We start from the raw sequence: 16,198 nt of genomic DNA, 5'->3' as shown, positions 1-16,198 counted from the left end.
CTGGGGGATTTCAGCCCGAGGAGGCCCGCCCATGCACGCCATGGAGATGATCCGCACCCACCCGCAGGTGCGCGGCAACGCCAACGACGCCCTGGTCCGCTGCATCGAGGAATGCCTGGACTGCGCTCAGCTCTGCACCGCTTGCGCCGATGCCTGCCTCGGCGAGGGGATGGTCCAGCAGCTCACGCAGTGCATCCGGCTGGATCTCGACTGCGCGGATGTATGCGGCGCGACGGCGTCGGTCGCGTCGCGCCGCACGGGCTCGAACGAGGGGGTGATCGTCGCAATGCTCGCGGCGTGCGAGACGGCCTGCCGGGTCTGCGCGGAGGAATGCGAGCGGCACGCCGGCCACCACGCGCATTGCCGGATTTGCGCCGAAGCGTGCCGCCGCTGCGAGCGCGCCTGCGCGGAGGCGGCGGGCAGCATGCGGCGGCACTAGACCCGCATTGCCCTGACGGTGTCAGGGCAATGCGGGTCCAGCTTTCTCCGGCCCGGCGATTCACGCTCTTCGTATGCCCGCCTGCGGCGTGCACACTCAGAGCGATCGCGGGCTAGGTCGGGTCGCACCGGCCCCCTCCCCATCCCTCCCCCGCAAGCGGAGGAGGGGGTGGTCGGGTCAGATCCACCAGGTGCCCGTCGCCTCGTAGTTCGCCTGCGCCTGCGCGGCCAGCGCGTTCCAGTCCACGGGCGCCGTGGCGGAAGACGTGTCGGTGTGCGTCTCCGTCACCGGCGCGGGCTGCGTCGTCGTGGACGTGCTGGGCGTCGTCGTCGTAGTCGTCGGCGTCGAGGTGCTCGGCACGTACCATTGGCCCGTCGCCTCGTAGTTAGCCTGCACCAGCGCGGCGATCGCGTTCCAGTCCACCTGCTCCGCCGGCGCGGGCGTCGGGTCCGTGGTCGTCACCGGCGGTGGCGTCGTGACGGGCGTCGTGACGGGCGTCGTGACGGGCGTCGTGACGGGCGGCGGCGTCGTGGCGGTCGGCGGCGCCCCGGTCAGGGACGTGCCCGACAGCGACGTGTACTGGCCCGCGAGCTCGGGATAGAGCGGGTCGTACTTCATGTCGTAGACCGTGATCGATGTCTCGAGGTTCAGGTTGATCGCCCCGAGCGTCAGGTTCACGCCGCCATGCGCATAGTCCGCGGGCACGTTCACCGCCCAGTCGACCTTGTGGTCGCCATCCACCGTCATGGTGATCTTCCCGGGCTGCCAAACCATCTGGTAGGTATGGGTGACGCCGGGCTCGACGTAGCCGGGAAAGAGCTGCGAGTAGTAGTCGTCGTACCCGCCACCATTCCAGTGCATCGTGGCGTATTGCCGGCCCGTCCAGTCCGGCATCATCTCGACCATGTCGACTTCGGGTCCCGGCCACTTGTCGTCGCCTGGCCAGAGCACGATCCCGGGCCCCGAGAGATATCCGTCAAGCTTCGCGACAACGGTGTAGGTGCCGTAGCCATGGCCGGCGGCCGGCCCGTCCGACCATTCCTTGAACATGGAATGGCCGAGCGTCATGTCGCTCGCCAGCGTGACCTGCCCGGGCACGGATGTGTCGGCGTGGTAGATGTCGCCGATGGTCTGCCAACCATTGTCGAAGGTAATGTGCAGCGGCGCGTAGGGATCGTAGAGGATGGGCTCGTGGGGTGCCTGGGCCATGCGGTGGTCCTGTCTCCGGCCCGCTCAGCACTGACCGATCGGGCCAGGGCTCGGGGCTTGTGCGCTGAAAGCGCGACAGGTTGCGTCGGGATGCAGCGCGACGCTTCGATTAATGGGATGGGCGGCCGGCTGTGTGCCGGCCGCCACGGTCACGTCGCTGCCCGAGGGCGCGCGGCTAGACGAACCAGCTGCCCGTCGCCTCGTAGTTGGCGGTGGCCAGCGCCGCCAACGCGTTCCAGTCAATGACGTCGGCCGCCGCCGCGAGGGTCGTCGCGGCGTCATTCGCCACGTCGGTGGTCGTCGCGGCGTCGTGCACCACGTCGGCGGCGATCGCCGAGACCGTCGCGGCGGGCGTCGGCGCCGGTGCCGCTGCATACAGCGGGTCGTAGCGGACATCGGCGATGCTGATCGAGGTGTAGTCCTTCAGGTTCAGCGCCCCGATCGTGTTGTTCATCCCGCCATGCGCGTAATCCGCGGGAACGTGGTCGGTGAAGGCGGTCTTCACCTGCCCGTCGACGCTCATCGTGATCTTCCCGGGCTCCCAGACCATTTGGTACTCGTGCCAGCTGCCGCCATAGACGCCGTCGAAGATGCGCGACTCGTAGGCGTCGGATCCGCCAGCGTTCCAGTGCAGCGTGCCGTACTGCCGGCCCGACCCGTCCGGCATCATTTCGACCAGGTCGATCTCCTGCCCCGGCCAGCTGTTGTCGGCAGGCCAGAAGACGATGCCGGCGCCTTCCGTGCCGCCGTCGAGCTTCGCGACCACGGTGTAGGTGCCGTAGCCGTGCCCGGCATCGGGCCCGACAGCCCATTCCATCATGGCCGATCCGCTCGGCCCGAGCGTCACCTGGCCGGGGACGGACGTGTTGACGTTGAAGATGTTGCCGATCGAGCCGAAGTCGCCGTTGTCGAAGGTGATGTGCAGGGGGTCGTTGGCCGCCATGCGCGGGGTTTCTCCTCGGGGTCATGGGCTGCCGGCGCCGCGCGGTGTGCGCGCTGGCCGGGAAGCGTTGAGTGGGGCGGCGGGCTGCCCGGCCCGTCCGCGGCGCACCCCGGGCAGGGTGCTGGGATCCGGGACGCACAGCGCCACCCCGGCAGGGGACCGCGCGGCGCGCGCCTCCCCCTCCGAGATGCTTACACGCGCCGTTCCCGGACCGTCCGGTACATAAACACGCGGCTGTGATACAACCTGGACGCGAGACGACGTCGCTGTGGTCCCGCCGCGGGCACCGTGCTATGCGACCGACCGTGCTTTGCTGCGTTGCAGCATGACACAGGAAAGTAGGACCGAATCTCGCCGTGAACGCCATCCCTCCGCTGCCCGAATACGTCGCCCGCGGCGCCGAGCGCGTCAGCCGCGCCATCGAACAGGCCCGCAGCCTCGCCGAGGTCGCCGCCCGCCAAGCCGAGGCGCTGAAGCCGAAGCCGCCGCGCACCCCCGCCGCCTTCGCCTTCCTCGGCCGCGGCCCGCTGTCCCTGATGCGGGACGCGATGGAATACGCGGTGGACGCGTCGCAGCGCGGCGTCCTGTTCTGGGACACGATGCGCCGTGCCGGGAACGCCTTCGTCGAGCACGAGAAGGCGGGCTGCCCGCCCGTGCTGTTCTTCGAGTGGGAGATGCTGGTGGACGGCCGCACCCTGTCGCGGCCCTGCAACTACGCCCTCGTCGCGATCAGGCCGCCCGCGGGCTACCCCGCGACGAACCCGGCGATGCGGCCCTTCGTCATCATCGACCCGCGGGCCGGCCACGGCGCCGGGATCGGCGGCTTCAAGTCGGACAGCCAGGTCGGCGTCGCGCTGCGCCGCGGCCATCCCGTCTACTTCGTGATCTTCTTCAAGGACCCGGAGCCCGGGCAGACCATCCTCGACATCACCGCGGCCGAGCGCACCTTCCTGCGCAAGGTGCACGAACTCCACCCCAAGGCGCAGAAGCCTGTCGTGATCGGCAACTGCCAGGGCGGCTGGGCCGTGATGATGCTCGGCGCCTCCGACCCCGAGTTGACGGGCCCGCTGGTGCTGAACGGCGCGCCGCTGTCCTACTGGGCGGGCGAGAAGGGCCGCAATCCCATGCGCTACATGGGTGGGCTGGCTGGCGGGTCATGGCCGGCGGCGATGCTGGCCGACCTCGGCAACGGCAAGTTCGACGGCGCCAACCTCGTGCTCAACTTCGAGGCGCTGTCGCCCGGCAACACCTGGTGGCGCAAGTACTGGGCGCTGTACGAGCAGGCCGACACCGAGCCCGAGCGCTTCCTGGAATTCGAGAAGTGGTGGGGCGGCTACTTCCTGATGAACCGCGACGAGATCCGCTGGATCGTCGAGAACCTCTTCATCGGCGACCGCTTCGCCCGCGGCGAGATCAGCGCCGGCCCGAATGCGCGCGGCGGCACGACCTTCAACATGCGCGCGATCAAGTCGCCGATCGTCGTCTTCGCCTCGGCCGGCGACAACATCACCCCTCCCGGCCAGGCGCTGCGCTGGATCGCCGACGTCTATCGCGACGAGAAGGAGATCCGGCGCCTCGGCCAGACCATCGTCTACCTCGTCCATGACGACATCGGGCATCTCGGCATCTTCGTCAGCGGCAAGGTCGCGAACCGCGAACACACGGAAATCGCCAACACCCTCGACATGATCGAGGCGGTGGCGCCGGGCCTGTATGAGATGCGGATCACCGACACCGAGGGCAGCGGCCTCAACACCGGCTACCAGGTGGAGCTGGTCTCGCGCTCCATCGCCGACATCCTGGCGCTGTCGGGCGAGGCGGAGAACGAGGCCTTCCCCGCCGTCGCCAAGATCGCCGCTGCCAACCAGACGGTCTACGACCTCGTCGTCGGGCCGATCCTGCGGCAGATGACGACGGAGCGGACGGCGGAGCTGCGGCGCCAGCTGCATCCGCTCCGCGCTCGGCGCTACCTCGTGTCCGACCTCAACCCCTTCATGGCGCCCTTCGCGGCGGCCGCGGAGCGCGTGAAGGCAGGCCGCGCGACCGCCTCGCCCGGCAACCCTTATCTCGACGCCGAGCGCGCGATGGCCGAGCGCGTCGGCGACGCCATCGACACCTGGCGCGACTGGCGCGACGCCTGGACCGAGGCCGCCTTCCACGCGGTCTATGGCGGGCTCTCGGCCTGGGGCATGGCCGCGGCCACGCCCGAGGACGAGGTGGTCGAGACCGCCGACATGCTGGCCGATGCGCCAGAGGTGCGCACCGCGCTCGCCAACGTCGCGGTGGGCGGCTACGCCGAGGCGGTGATCCGCATGATGATCCTGATGGCGCGCGCCCGCGGCGCGGTCCGGCGCACGCGCCTCGCGCGCAGCCAGGCCCTGCTGACGGGCGAGGCGCCCTTCGCCGAGATGACGGCCGCCGCCCGCCAGGCGCTGATCCGCGAGCAGACGCTGGTCGTGGACCTCGCGCCGGAGGAGGCGATCGCGACGCTGCCGACGCTGCTGCCCACCGAGGCCGAGCGCCGCCGCGCGCTGCAGACCGTGGAGGACGTGGCGGGCCCGGAGGACGAGCTGGGCGACGACGCGCTGGCCATGCTGCAACGGGTGCGCGCGGCCTTGCGCTGAGACGAGGATCGTTCACCGGACGGCAAGATTCGGTTCGCCACTCTACCGCCACGCGCGAAGACCGCGCGCGAGACGGGACGAGAGGAATACCCGATGACGCCGACCACCTGCCGACCGGCCCGGCCGAACGCGCCGGTTGATCTGGTCGCGGCCTCCCTGATCACCTCCGGGACCGGCGCCGAGCTGCAGCTCGTCACGCGCGACGGGCAGCGGCTGCGCCTGGCCGCCGAGGAGGATGCCGCGCGCCAGGCCGCGCTGGCGCTGTGGCGCGCACTCGACCACCGGGACTGAACCGGGCGCTTGCTCGCGCTTTGTCGCTTCCGGGAGCGGACGGAAGCAAGACATGCGACACATCGAATGGCGCCGGCGGGCCCTGCTCGGCGGCATGGCGACGCTGGCGGCAGGCCGCGCCCTCGCGCAGCGGGAGGCGCGGGTCGTCGTCTCCTCCAAGATCGACACCGAGGGCGCGCTGCTTGGAAACCTGATCCTGCTGGCGCTGGGGCAGGCGCAGGTGCCGACCGAGGCGCGGCTCGGCCTCGGCCCGACGCGGATCGTGCGGCAGGCGCTGCTGGCGGGCGAGATCGACCTCTACCCCGAATACACGGGGAACGCGGCGCTCTTCTTCGACCGGGCGAACGATCCGGCATGGCGAGACGCTGACCGCGCCTATGCCATGGCGGCCGAGCTCGACAAGGGACGCAACAACCTGGTCTGGCTTCCGCGCGCACCGGCGAACAACACCTGGACGATTGCCGTCCGCCGCGACGTCGCGACACGCGAGCGCCTCGCGACCATCGGCGACCTCTTTGCCGCCGCGGGTCGCGGGGCGATGCGGCTCGCGGCCTCGGCGGAGTTCGTGGAAAGCCCCGCGGCGCTGCCGGCCTTCGAGGCGGCCTATGGCGCGAGCTTCCCGCGCGACCGGATCACCGTGCTGCCGGGCGGCGACACCGCGGTGACGCTGCGCGCCGCGGCGCAGGGCATCTCCGGCGTCAACGCCGCGATGGCCTATGGGACGGATGGCGCGATCGCCGCGCTGAACCTGGTGGTGCTGCGCGACGACAAGGGCGCGCAGATCGTCTACGAGCCCGCGCCGGTGGTGCGCGCTGCGGTGCTGGAACGCTTCCCCGCGATTCGCGATGCGCTGTCACCGGTCTTCGCCTCGCTGGACCTGGCGACGCTGCAGAAACTGAACGCGAGGATCGCGGTGGAGGGCCAGCCGGCGCCCGCCGTGGCGCGCGCCTATCTCGGCGAGATCGGCATGCTGCGGTGATCGCACTGCCGGCGGTGGCGGCGCTGGCGGCGCTGCTGCTGCCGCTGCCCTGGCTCGCCGTCGCGCCGAACCGGCTGCTGCCGGGCGAGGCGGTATCCGCGCTGGATGCGCTGGGCGCGGTCGGGATCGCGGTCGCGCTGCTGGTTGTCGTCGCCCTGCCCCGCCGCACGCCGCCCGCGGTCGCGGCCTTCTGCGCGGTCGCGGCGGCGCTGCTGCTGCTCGGCGACACGGGGCGCGAGGCCGGCCAGGCGCTGGCGGGCTCGTCGCCCGCGGCGCGGGCGGGCCTTGGCGGAGGCTTCTGGCTGGCGCTGACGGGGACGCTGGTGCTGGCCGCCGCACGCGCCGCGGCGCTTCGGCCGATGGCGCGCGCGGTGCTGGCCGTGGGCGCCGTCGCGGGTGTGGCGATCCTGCTGGCCTCCGGCATGCTCGATCCGCTGTCGCTGATGGTGGAGTACCGCGCGCGGTCCGAGGCGGTGCAGGCCGCGCTGCTGCGCCACCTGTCGCTGGCGGCGTCGGCGCTGGCGGTGGCGATCCTGGTCGCGGCGCCGCTGGCCTGGGCGGCGTTCCGCATCCCGCGCCTCGCCGCGCTGCTCGACGCGGCCTTCGCGGGCGTGCAGGTGATCCCCGCCATCGCGCTCTTCGCGCTGCTGATCCCACTGCTGGCGGCGGTGCTCGCGGCGCTGCCGGGGCTGCGCGCGACCGGGCTCGGCGCGATCGGGCCGGCGCCGGCGGTGATTGCGACGGCGGCCTATCTCGCGCTGCCGCTGTTCCGCAGCCTCTGCGGCGGCCTCGCGGCCGCCGATCCCGCGGCCGTCGCCGCCGCGCAGGCGATCGGCATGACGGAGACGCGCATCACGCGCGAGGTCCGCATCCCGCTCGCGCTGCCGGTCTTCGTGGCGGGGCTGCGCGTGGCGCTGGTGCAGGCCATCGGGCTGGTCACGCTGGGCGGGCTGGTCGGCGCGGGCGGGCTGGGCGCGCTGGTCTTCGAGGGCCTCGCGCAATTCGCGACCGACCTGATGCTGCTGGGCGCTCTGCCCGTCGTGGCGCTCGCACTGGTCGCGGATTCGCTGGTCCGCGCGGCGGAAAGGCGCTTCGCGTGATCTCGATCCGCGATGCCGTGGTCAGCTTCGGTGCGATGCGCGCGCTGGATGGCGTCAGCCTCGAGGTCGGGGCAGGCGAGCTCTGCGCGCTGGTCGGGCCCTCGGGCTCCGGCAAGACGACGCTGATGCGGTTGGTCAACCGGCTGGTCGAGGCGGCTTCCGGTGCGGTGCGCGTGCGCGGCGAGGACGTGATGCGCATGGACCCCGCCGCGCTGCGCCGGTCCATCGGCTATGCCATGCAGTCCGTCGGCCTCTTCCCGCATCGCACGGTGGCCGAGAACATCGCGACGGTGCCGCGGCTGCTGGGCTGGGACCGCGCGCGCATCGCGTCGCGCGTCGCGGAGCTGCTGGCGATGCTGCGGCTCGACCCCGCGCTGTCGGAGCGGCTGCCGGGCGCGCTGTCCGGCGGCCAGGCGCAGCGCGTCGGCATCGCCCGCGCGCTGGCTGCCGATCCCGACATCCTGCTGATGGACGAGCCCTTCGGCGCGGTGGACCCGATCACGCGGCGCGAGCTGCGCGCGGAGCTCCGCCGCATCCATGCCGAGACCGGCAAGACCATCCTGCTGGTGACGCATGACCCAGAGGAAGCGCTGGAACTCGGCACGCATGTCGTCGTGCTGCGCGCCGGCCGCGTCGTCGCGAACGGGCCGCCGGGGGCGATCATGGCGCCCGGCGGCGATCCCTTCGCGCGCGAATTGCTGGGCGGCGCACAGCCCGGCCTTCGACGCCTTTCCGTGCTGCCTGCCGCGTCGGCGCTGGAGCCGGAACCCGCGCCCGGCGATGCACCGGTGCTGCCGGAAGACGCCAGCCTGGCCGATGCGCTGTCAGTGATGGCCGAGCGCGGCTGCGACCGGGTCGCGCTGGCCGGCGCGACGGGATCGCTTTCCGCCACGGGGCTGCTGCGCGCGCAATGAGACGCGCCTGGCCGCCCCTGCTGCTCGCGGCGATCTTCGCGGCGCTGGCCACGCCGCAGGGCGCGACGCTGGCCGGCCGCGCCATCGGCCAGCCCGGGAGCCCCTTCCCTGCCGACCGGCTGGGCGGCCTGGCGGTGGCGCATGGCGGACTCGCGCTGGTCGGCGCCGGCGCGGCGGCGCTGCTCGGCCTCGGCTTGGGCATCTGGGTCACCCGCGCGTCGGGCCTCGGCATGCGGCCGGCGGTGGACGCGGCGGCTGCGGCCGCGCAGGCGGTGCCGCCCGTCGTCGTGGTCGCGATCGCCGTGCCGGCCTTCGGCTTCGGGCTTTGGCCGACGGCGCTCGCGCTGCTGCTCTACGGTGTGATGCCGGTGCTGCGCGCGACCGTTGCGGGGATCGAGGCGGTGCCGCGCGATGCGCTGGCCGCGGCGCGTGCCATCGGCCTGCCGCCGCGCCGTGCCCTTACGGAAGTCGAGCTGCCGCTGGCCTGGCCGCTGATGCTGGACGGGCTGCGCGTGGCGCTGGTGCTGTCCGTCGCAACCGCTGCCGTCGGCGCGCTGGCCGGGGCGACAACGCTCGGCACGCCCATCGTGCTCGGCCTGCAAAACCAGAACCAGGTGATGGTGATCCAGGGTGCGGCGGCGAGCGCCGCGCTCGCCTTTGCAGCCGAGGGTGCGCTGCTGTTGGCCTCGGCGCTGGCCACGCGCTGACCGGGTTGCGCGCGGCAGCGTACAGACCGGCTAGCGCGCGGCAGCGTGCTGACCGGCTAGCGCCGGCAGCATGCTGACCGGCTTGCGCACCGCGCGCCGCGCGGCCACGCTGGCGGCACGATCCAAGGGAGGTTGCGATGTCCGGCAAGCTCGGCCGCAAGGTCATCATCACCTGCGCCGTCACCGGTGCGATCCATACGCCGTCCATGTCGCCGCACCTGCCGGTCACCGCGCAGGAGATCGCGGACGCCGCGATCGGCGCGGCGGAGGCCGGCGCCGCCATCGTCCACCTGCACGCCCGCGATCCCGGGGATGGGCGCCCTGACCAGTCGCCGGAGGCCTTCGAGCCCTTCCTCCGCGTGATCAAGCAGCGCAGTGACTGCGTGGTGAACCTGACCACCGGCGGCTCGCCCAACATGACGATCGCGCAGCGCGTCAAACCCGCCGCGGTGTTCAAGCCCGAGGTCGCCTCGCTGAACATGGGCTCGATGAATTTCGGCCTGTTCGGGATGCTGAACCGCTTCAAGGATTTCAAGCACCAGTGGGAGCGGGACTACCTCGCCAACAAGGACATCCTGTTCCGCAATACCTTCGGCGACATCGAGCACATCCTGACGACCTGCCGGGAGAACGACACCCGCTTCGAGTTCGAGTGCTACGACACCGCGCACCTTTATAACCTGCGCTACTTCCTGGATCAGGGCCTGGTGAAGCCGCCGCTCTTCATCCAGACGGTGTTCGGCATCCAGGGCGGCATCGGCGCCCACCCCGAGGACGTGCTGCACATGAAGCGCACGGCCGACCGGCTGTTCGGCGAGCAGTACCGGTGGTCCGTGCTCGGCGCCGGCGCGTCGCAGCTGCGGGTTGCGGCGCAGGCCGCGGCGATGGGCGGCAACGTCCGTGTGGGGCTGGAGGACAGCCTGTGGTCCGGGCCGGGCAGACTCGCCGAGAGCAACGCGGAGCAGGTGCGGCTCGCGCGCCAGATCATCGAGGGGCTGGGGATGGAGATCGCGACTCCGGACGAGGCGCGGGAGATCCTGAGCCTGAAGGGCGGCGACAAGGTCGCGTTCTGAGGGCAAGGAGCTGCCGAAAGCCTCTCCCCCGCCTATGGGGGAGAGGGTTGGGTGAGGGGCACGTGCAGATTTTGGAACGCCCTCAGCATTTTGCGCGCCCCCTGGCCCTGCCCTAGCTTGCGCGTTGTCGGCTGAAGCAGACCGCTCCGGCGCCGACGCCGTGCGTCGGCCCCCCTGCGGGTGGAGAGGGTTCAGCGAAGCAGCTGCAGCCGCAGAAGGCCGCGCGCCATGGCGGCAAGGACGCGGTGGCAGTCGGCGTCGTCCTCGACCGCCGCCGGCTGGTGCGCGGCCAGGCGCCCGGCGAGCATGCCCTTCTCGTAGTCGCCATGGATGGCGCGCAGCGCCTGCGTGTGCGTCTCCCGCAGCATGGCGTCCAGCCCCGGCCGCAGCGGGTCGTCATGCCCGATGCAGCCCATCGCCTCCACCATCGGGCCGAGAGCGAGCAGCCAGCGCTCGACCTCGCCGAGATGGACGATTTGCGCCGAGGCGAGCTGCGCGTGCAGCATGAACGCGACAGCGGCGGCGAGACGACGCATGACCCTTCTTCCTTCCGGCGATCCCCTGGGATGCGAACTCAGGATGCGGGAGGAAGGTTGATGATTCGTGGCGCAGCCCGCGGTCCGGATTCCGGACCGCCACGGGCTGCGCCTCGTGATAGGCTTGGGCATGGCAAGCCATGGTCAGTTCTGCGCCGTCGCGCGCACGCTGGACGTCCTGGGCGGGCGCTGGACGCTGCTCGTCGTCCGCGAGCTGCTCTGCGGCAGCCGCCGCTTCAATGACATAAGGCGGGGTATCCCCCGCATCTCCCGCACCGTGCTGGCCGAGCGCCTTGTCGCGCTGGCCGAGGCCGGCGCCGTGGCGAAGCAGGACGGCGCGCATGGTCCGGAATACGCGCTGACGCCGGCCGGCGAGGAACTGGCCGCGACGATCGGCGCGCTGGCGGCCTGGGGCCAGCGCTGGTTGCCGCGCCGGGCAGCGGCCGAGGACATCGACCTCGAGCCCGTGCTGGTGGACATGCAGCGGCGCGTGGTGCCGGAGGCCCTGCCCCGCGGGCCCGTCGTCCTGCGCATCGAGATGCGCGGCCAGCCCCGCCGCTTCCTGCTGCTGCGCGATGCCGAGGCCGCGCTCTGCGACCACAATCCCGGCTTCCCCGAGCCGCTGCGGCTGCACGGATCGCTGCCCGCGCTGGCCGCGTGGTGGCGCGGCGACGTGGAACTCTCCGCAGCACGGCGCATGGGGCTCGGCCTCGAGGGACAACGCGACCTCGTCCGCGCCTTTCCCCGCTGGTTCGCGCGCTACCGATTCGCGGCGGTGCGCCCGGCAGCCTGAGTGGTCCGGATTCCGGACCGCCCTTGCGCGCCCGCCCGGCGCATTACGGGTTCGTCGACATCCCGAGGTCCCATCATGTCCGCCGATGCGCTTGTCGCGCTGCTCGTCTTCGCCTTCGTCAGCTCCATCACCCCGGGGCCGAGCAACTTCATGCTGCTGGCCTCCGGCGCGAATTTCGGCTTCCGCCGCACGCTCCCCCAGCTCTTCGGCATCGCGGCAGGCTTCGGGGCGCTGCTGCTGGCCGTGGGCCTCGGCCTCGGCGCGCTGCTGGCCGCGGCGCCGGCGCTTCACCTCGTGCTGAAGCTGGCGGCCGCGGCCTGGCTGCTGAGCCTGGCCTGGCGGCTCGGCTCGTCGCGGTCCATGGGGCGCGAAGGCGCGGTAGCGAAGCCCCTGACCTTCCGCGAGGCCGCGTCCTTCCAGTGGATCAACCCCAAGGCCTGGATCGCCGCGGGCAGCGCGATGGCGGTCTATGCCTCGGCCGAGGCACCCTTCGTCTCCGCGCTGCTGGTCGCCGCAGTCTTCGCGCTGGCAATCCTACCGAGCCTGGCGGCCTGGGCCGGCTTCGGCGTCGCGCTGCGCGACTGGCTGTCGGAGCCCGCGCGGCTCAGGTGGTTCAATGTCGTCATGGGCCTGCTGCTGGCCGCGACGCTGGTGCCGATGCTGTGGTGACGATCACGCGTGATGGCAGGCGACAAGCGTGCCGTCGTCGCGCGGCGTCAAGGGCGGGCGTTCGTGCCGGCAGAGCTCCGTCGCCTTTGGGCAGCGCGGGTTGAAGGCGCAGCCCGGCGGTGGCGAGAGCGGGGACGGCAGCTCGCCGGCGATCGGCCGGAAGTTGATGGCCTGGTTGCCGCCGAGCATCAGCTTCGGCACGGAATCCAGCAGCCCCTGGGTGTAGGGATGACGCGGCATCGCATAGACCGTGGCCGCCTCGCCCATCTCCACGATCCGGCCGAGATACATCACGGCAACGCGGTCACTGACGTGGCGCACGACGGAGAGGTCGTGCGAGATGAAGAGGCAGGTCAGGCCGAGCTGCCGCCGCAAATCCAGGAACAGGTTCAGGATCTGCGCCTGGATCGACACATCGAGCGACGCCACGGGCTCGTCGCAGACCAGCACCTCGGGCTGCATGGCCAGCGCGCGGGCGATCGCGACGCGCTGCCGCTGGCCGCCGGAGAACTGGTGCGGGAAGCGCTGCGCGTAGGCGGGATCGAGGCCGACCCGCGACAGCCACTCCGCCACCATCGCGGGTGCGTCGGCGCGCTTGACCAGGCCGTGGGTAATGGGCCCCTCGGCGATGGTGTCGCCGATGCGCAGTCTCGGATTGAGCGAGGCGAAGGGGTCCTGGAAGACGGTCTGGATGCGGGTCGTGACCTTGTGCTTGCCGCGCATCGGGTCTGTGCCGTGCAGCCGCACGGCGCCGTCGCTCGGCGCCAGGATGCCGGCCAGCATGCGGCCGAGGGTTGACTTCCCGCAGCCGGATTCGCCGACCAGGCCGAGCGTCTCGCCCTGCCGGACCTCGAGCGAAACGTCGGTCACGGCCTGCACCGCGCGCCGGTCCACCTTCGCGCCCAGCGCGCCGGCGATGCGGTCTCCGAGGGTGATGCGCGGGGCGAAGCGGCGCGTGACGCGTTCCGCGGCAAGGATGGCGTTCATGCCGCGACCGCCTCCTCGAGCGGATGGTGGCAGAGCGCGAGCCTGCCGGGCTGCGTGACAACAGGCGGATCGGTGCGGCAGACATCCGTCGCGCGGGCACAGCGTGGCGCGAAAGGGCAGCCCGGCGGCAGCGACAGCAGCGACGGCGTGCTGCCCGGGATCTGGTTCAGCTTCTCGCCCGGCGCTGCCATGGCCGGCAGGCTGTCCAGCAGCCCCCGCGTGTAGGGATGCAGCGGCGCGCGCAGCACGGATGCGACCGGCCCGCTTTCCACGATACGCCCGGCATACATGACGAGCACGCGATCGGCGAGCGAGGAGACGGTGGCCAGGTCGTGGCTGATCCAGATCAGCGCCGTGCCCGATTGCCTCGCGAGCTGCTTCATCTCCGCCAGGATCTGCGCCTGGATCGAGACGTCGAGAGCCGTCGTCGGCTCGTCCGCGATGATGAGCTCCGGCCCGTGCAGAAGCGCGATCGCGATCGCGACGCGCTGGCGCATGCCGCCGGAAAATTCGTGGGGATAGGCGTCGAGCCTGGCCGCGGCGTCGGGGATGCCGACCCGGGTGAGCGTCCGCGCCGCCAGGTCGCGCGCCGCCTTCTCGCCTGCCTTGTCATGAGCCTGCACCGCGAGCGTCATCTGCGCGCCGATGGTCAGCACCGGGTTCAGCGTCGCCGCGGGGTCCTGGAAGACCATCGCGATCCGCTTGCCGCGCAGCGCGCGCATGCCGGCCTGCGGCAGCCCGACCAGCTCCTGCCCGGCGAAGCGGATCGAGCCGCCGGCGATCCGGCCAGGCGGATCCACGAGGCCGATGAGCGAGAAGCCCGTGACGGTCTTGCCGGAGCCGGATTCGCCGACGAGCCCCAGGATCTCGCCGCGTTCGAGCGAGAAGGACACGCCCTCCACCGCCTTCACCACGCCGGCGCGGGTGAAGAAATGCGTGCGGAGATCGGTGACCTCGAGCAGCGCTGCTCGCGCCCCTATTCCCCCTCCCCCGCTGTCGCGGGGGAGGGATGGAGAGGGGGCCGCGGCGTCAGCCGACTTCATCGCCGCAGCCTCGGGTTGAACTGGTCGCGCAACTGGTCACCGACCACATTAATCGCGACGATCAGCACGATCAGCGCGACGCCGGGATAGACGCTGATCCAGGTCCGCCCGCTCATCATGTACTGGAAGCCGTTGGCGATCAGCGTGCCGAGCGAAGGCTGCGTCGGCGGAAGCCCGAGCCCCAGGAAGGACAGCGTCGCCTCCAGCGCGATGGCGTTGGCGACCTGCACCGTGCCCACCACGATCAACGGCGGCAGGCAGTTCGGCAGGATGTGGCGGAACACGACGCTGCGGGCCGGCAGCGGCGTGGCGCGCGCCGCCTCGACATAGTCCTTCTGACGCTCGGTTGCGGCGGCGCCATACGCGGTGCGCGCGAAATAGGCGTATTGCGCGGTGACCAGCGCGATGATGAGCGGCACCTTCCCCTGCCCGAGCACCGCGACCAGGACCAGAGCCAGTAGGATCGCGGGGAAGGACAGCTGAAGGTCCACAACGCGCATGATGCCCTGCTCGATCCTGCCGCCGGCCTGCGCGGCCACGATGCCGAGCGTCGCGCCGATCGCCATCGCGACCACGCCGGCCGCGAGCCCCATCTGCAGCGAGATGCGCAGCCCGTAGAGGATGGCGGAGTAGAGGTCCCGCCCCTGCGAGTCCGTCCCGAGCCAGTGGACGTAGCCGCCCGACCCCACGAAGCCCGGCGGCCGCCGCGCATCCATCAGGTCGAGATTGGCGAGGTCATAGGGATCCTGCGGCGTGATCAGCGGCGCGCCGACGGCCATCGAGACCACCAGCACGACGACCGCGAGCGCGATCACCGCGAAGTAGTTCTCGCGGTACTCCCTCCAGAAGGCGGTCATGCGCTGCGACCACCCCTGCGAAGCCTCGGATCCAGCAGCGCGTAGGTCAGGTCCACCACCAGGTTGATCGTGACGAACAGGAAGGCCACGAGCACGAGGTAGCCCACCATCACCGGCCGATCGAGCGAGGTGATGGAATCGATGATGAGCTTCCCAACCCCTGGCCAGGAGAAGATCGTTTCCGTCACCACCGCGAAGGCGAGCGTGGAGCCGAATTCCAGCCCGAACACCGTCACCAACGGAATGGAGATCAGGCGCAGCACATGCCGGCGCAGGATGGTGAGCTCCGACAGCCCCGCCGCGCGGGCAAACTTCACGGTGTCGGACAGCATGATCTCCCGCGTGCCGGCGCGGCTCAGCCGGATCATCATCGCGAGCTTGAAGAGAGACAGGTTGATCGCCGGCAGAGCCAGATGCTGCAGCCCGTCCCAGGTCACGAACGACCAGTCCGCGCCGAGGAAGCGCACGGTCTCGCCCCGGTTGCCCGCCGGCAGCCAGCCCAGATTGACTGCGAAGGTCAGGATCAGGATCAGCCCGATCCAGAAGGTCGGCACCGAGAAACCCAGCACCGACCCCGCCATGATCGTCTTCGAGACCGGGCTGTCCGGCCGGTAGCCCGCATAAATGCCGAGCGGGATGCCCACGAAGGCCCCGATCAGCACCGAGCACAAGGCGAGTTCCAGCGTCGCGGGCAGGCGGCTCAGCACGAGGTCCAGCACCGGTATGTTCAGCACGAAGGACTTGCCGAGGTCGCCCTGCACCAGCCGGCCGAGGAACCGCAGATACTGCTGCCACAACGGCAGATCGAGGCCATAGGCGCGGATCACCGCCGCCCGGATGTCCTGCGTCGCGTCCGGCGAGATCAGCACGTCGATCGGGTTGCCGATGGCATACACGCCGACAAAGACCAGTGCCGACATCGCCAGCATGACGAGGGCGGCCTGGAGCAGGCGCTGGATGACGAAGCCGAGCATTCGCCCAACCCTTACCGGGGCATGGACAGAAGCCGCAAGCCATCCCTAGTGTGGAAGTCG

At 71.3% G+C, this 16,198-nt stretch carries 17 protein-coding genes; 10 read left to right on the top strand and 7 right to left on the bottom strand.

Features of this window, described 5'->3' with window-relative positions; genetic code table 11:
- The first annotated feature begins 31 nt into the window (after positions 1–31).
- Positions 32–439 carry a four-helix bundle copper-binding protein gene (locus ACLF3M_RS22455; RefSeq protein ID WP_430659218.1) on the top strand — a complete coding sequence of 136 codons (408 nt, stop codon included), beginning with the start codon at positions 32–34 and terminating at the stop codon, positions 437–439.
- A 177-nt stretch (positions 440–616) separates the two neighbouring features.
- Here ACLF3M_RS22455 and ACLF3M_RS22450 read toward each other — a convergent pair whose 3' ends face one another.
- Entirely contained in the window at positions 617–1,648 is a 1,032-nt protein-coding gene (locus ACLF3M_RS22450; protein WP_430659217.1) for a family 16 glycosylhydrolase, read from the bottom strand.
- 175 nt (positions 1,649–1,823) lie between these two features.
- A complete protein-coding gene (locus ACLF3M_RS22445; protein WP_430659216.1) occupies positions 1,824–2,591 on the bottom strand; it encodes a family 16 glycosylhydrolase in 768 nt (255 codons plus the stop codon).
- Between the two features lie 356 nt (positions 2,592–2,947).
- Here ACLF3M_RS22445 and ACLF3M_RS22440 point away from each other — a divergent pair, with 356 nt between their 5' ends.
- The 7 genes from ACLF3M_RS22440 (at position 2,948) to ACLF3M_RS22410 (ending at position 10,279) form a co-directional block, all read left to right on the top strand.
- A complete protein-coding gene (locus tag ACLF3M_RS22440; protein WP_430659215.1) occupies positions 2,948–5,215 on the top strand; it encodes a DUF3141 domain-containing protein in 2,268 nt (755 codons plus the stop codon).
- A 93-nt stretch (positions 5,216–5,308) separates the two neighbouring features.
- The gene (locus tag ACLF3M_RS22435; protein ID WP_430659214.1) at positions 5,309–5,506 is read left to right on the top strand and encodes a hypothetical protein; all 198 of its coding nucleotides are present in this window, start codon (positions 5,309–5,311) and stop codon (positions 5,504–5,506) included.
- 52 nt (positions 5,507–5,558) lie between these two features.
- Complete coding sequence (gene osmF, locus ACLF3M_RS22430) at positions 5,559–6,485, top strand: glycine betaine ABC transporter substrate-binding protein OsmF (protein ID WP_430659213.1); 927 nt, start codon at positions 5,559–5,561, stop codon at positions 6,483–6,485.
- Complete coding sequence (locus ACLF3M_RS22425; RefSeq protein ID WP_430659212.1) at positions 6,482–7,585, top strand: ABC transporter permease subunit; 1,104 nt, start codon at positions 6,482–6,484, stop codon at positions 7,583–7,585. The genes osmF and ACLF3M_RS22425 overlap by 4 nt, the downstream gene beginning before the upstream one ends.
- Positions 7,582–8,499 (top strand): ATP-binding cassette domain-containing protein, encoded by a 918-nt coding sequence (locus tag ACLF3M_RS22420; protein ID WP_430659211.1) that lies wholly within the window; start codon positions 7,582–7,584, stop codon positions 8,497–8,499. Before ACLF3M_RS22425 ends, ACLF3M_RS22420 begins: the two co-directional genes overlap by 4 nt.
- A complete protein-coding gene (locus ACLF3M_RS22415) occupies positions 8,496–9,206 on the top strand; it encodes an ABC transporter permease (protein WP_430659210.1) in 711 nt (236 codons plus the stop codon). The genes ACLF3M_RS22420 and ACLF3M_RS22415 overlap by 4 nt, the downstream gene beginning before the upstream one ends.
- A 137-nt stretch (positions 9,207–9,343) precedes the next feature.
- Entirely contained in the window at positions 9,344–10,279 is a 936-nt protein-coding gene (locus ACLF3M_RS22410) for a 3-keto-5-aminohexanoate cleavage protein (RefSeq protein WP_430659209.1), read from the top strand.
- A gap of 191 nt (positions 10,280–10,470) precedes the next feature.
- Here ACLF3M_RS22410 and ACLF3M_RS22405 read toward each other — a convergent pair whose 3' ends face one another.
- Positions 10,471–10,815 (bottom strand): hypothetical protein, encoded by a 345-nt coding sequence (locus ACLF3M_RS22405; RefSeq protein WP_430659208.1) that lies wholly within the window; start codon positions 10,813–10,815, stop codon positions 10,471–10,473.
- A gap of 130 nt (positions 10,816–10,945) precedes the next feature.
- Between ACLF3M_RS22405 and ACLF3M_RS22400 the strand changes: the two genes are divergently transcribed.
- Positions 10,946–11,608, top strand: a complete 663-nt coding sequence (locus ACLF3M_RS22400) for a winged helix-turn-helix transcriptional regulator (protein WP_430659207.1) — start codon at positions 10,946–10,948, stop codon at positions 11,606–11,608.
- 75 nt (positions 11,609–11,683) lie between these two features.
- Positions 11,684–12,277, top strand: a complete 594-nt coding sequence (locus tag ACLF3M_RS22395; protein ID WP_430659206.1) for a LysE family translocator — start codon at positions 11,684–11,686, stop codon at positions 12,275–12,277.
- A 3-nt stretch (positions 12,278–12,280) separates the two neighbouring features.
- On the opposite strand, the gene ACLF3M_RS22390 is transcribed toward ACLF3M_RS22395, so the two are convergent.
- Genes ACLF3M_RS22390 through ACLF3M_RS22375 form a run of 4 tightly spaced genes read right to left on the bottom strand, consistent with a single transcriptional unit; the run spans position 12,281 to position 16,138 of the window.
- Positions 12,281–13,264, bottom strand: coding sequence for an ABC transporter ATP-binding protein (locus ACLF3M_RS22390; RefSeq protein ID WP_430659205.1), 984 nt, complete (start codon positions 13,262–13,264; stop codon positions 12,281–12,283).
- A complete protein-coding gene (locus ACLF3M_RS22385; protein WP_430659204.1) occupies positions 13,261–14,307 on the bottom strand; it encodes an ABC transporter ATP-binding protein in 1,047 nt (348 codons plus the stop codon). The genes ACLF3M_RS22390 and ACLF3M_RS22385 overlap by 4 nt, the downstream gene beginning before the upstream one ends.
- Positions 14,304–15,164, bottom strand: coding sequence for an ABC transporter permease (locus ACLF3M_RS22380; protein ID WP_430659203.1), 861 nt, complete (start codon positions 15,162–15,164; stop codon positions 14,304–14,306). The genes ACLF3M_RS22385 and ACLF3M_RS22380 overlap by 4 nt, the downstream gene beginning before the upstream one ends.
- On the bottom strand, positions 15,161–16,138 hold the full coding sequence (locus ACLF3M_RS22375) for an ABC transporter permease (protein WP_430659202.1): 978 nt from the start codon (positions 16,136–16,138) through the stop codon (positions 15,161–15,163). The genes ACLF3M_RS22380 and ACLF3M_RS22375 overlap by 4 nt, the downstream gene beginning before the upstream one ends.
- Positions 16,139–16,198 lie beyond the last annotated feature (60 nt).

Origin of the sequence: Falsiroseomonas sp. HW251, assembly GCF_050563545.1 — a bacterium.
GTDB lineage: Bacteria > Pseudomonadota > Alphaproteobacteria > Acetobacterales > Acetobacteraceae > Falsiroseomonas.
Note: the sequence above shows the minus strand (reverse complement) of the source record. Positions and strands in the feature narration are given on the sequence as shown.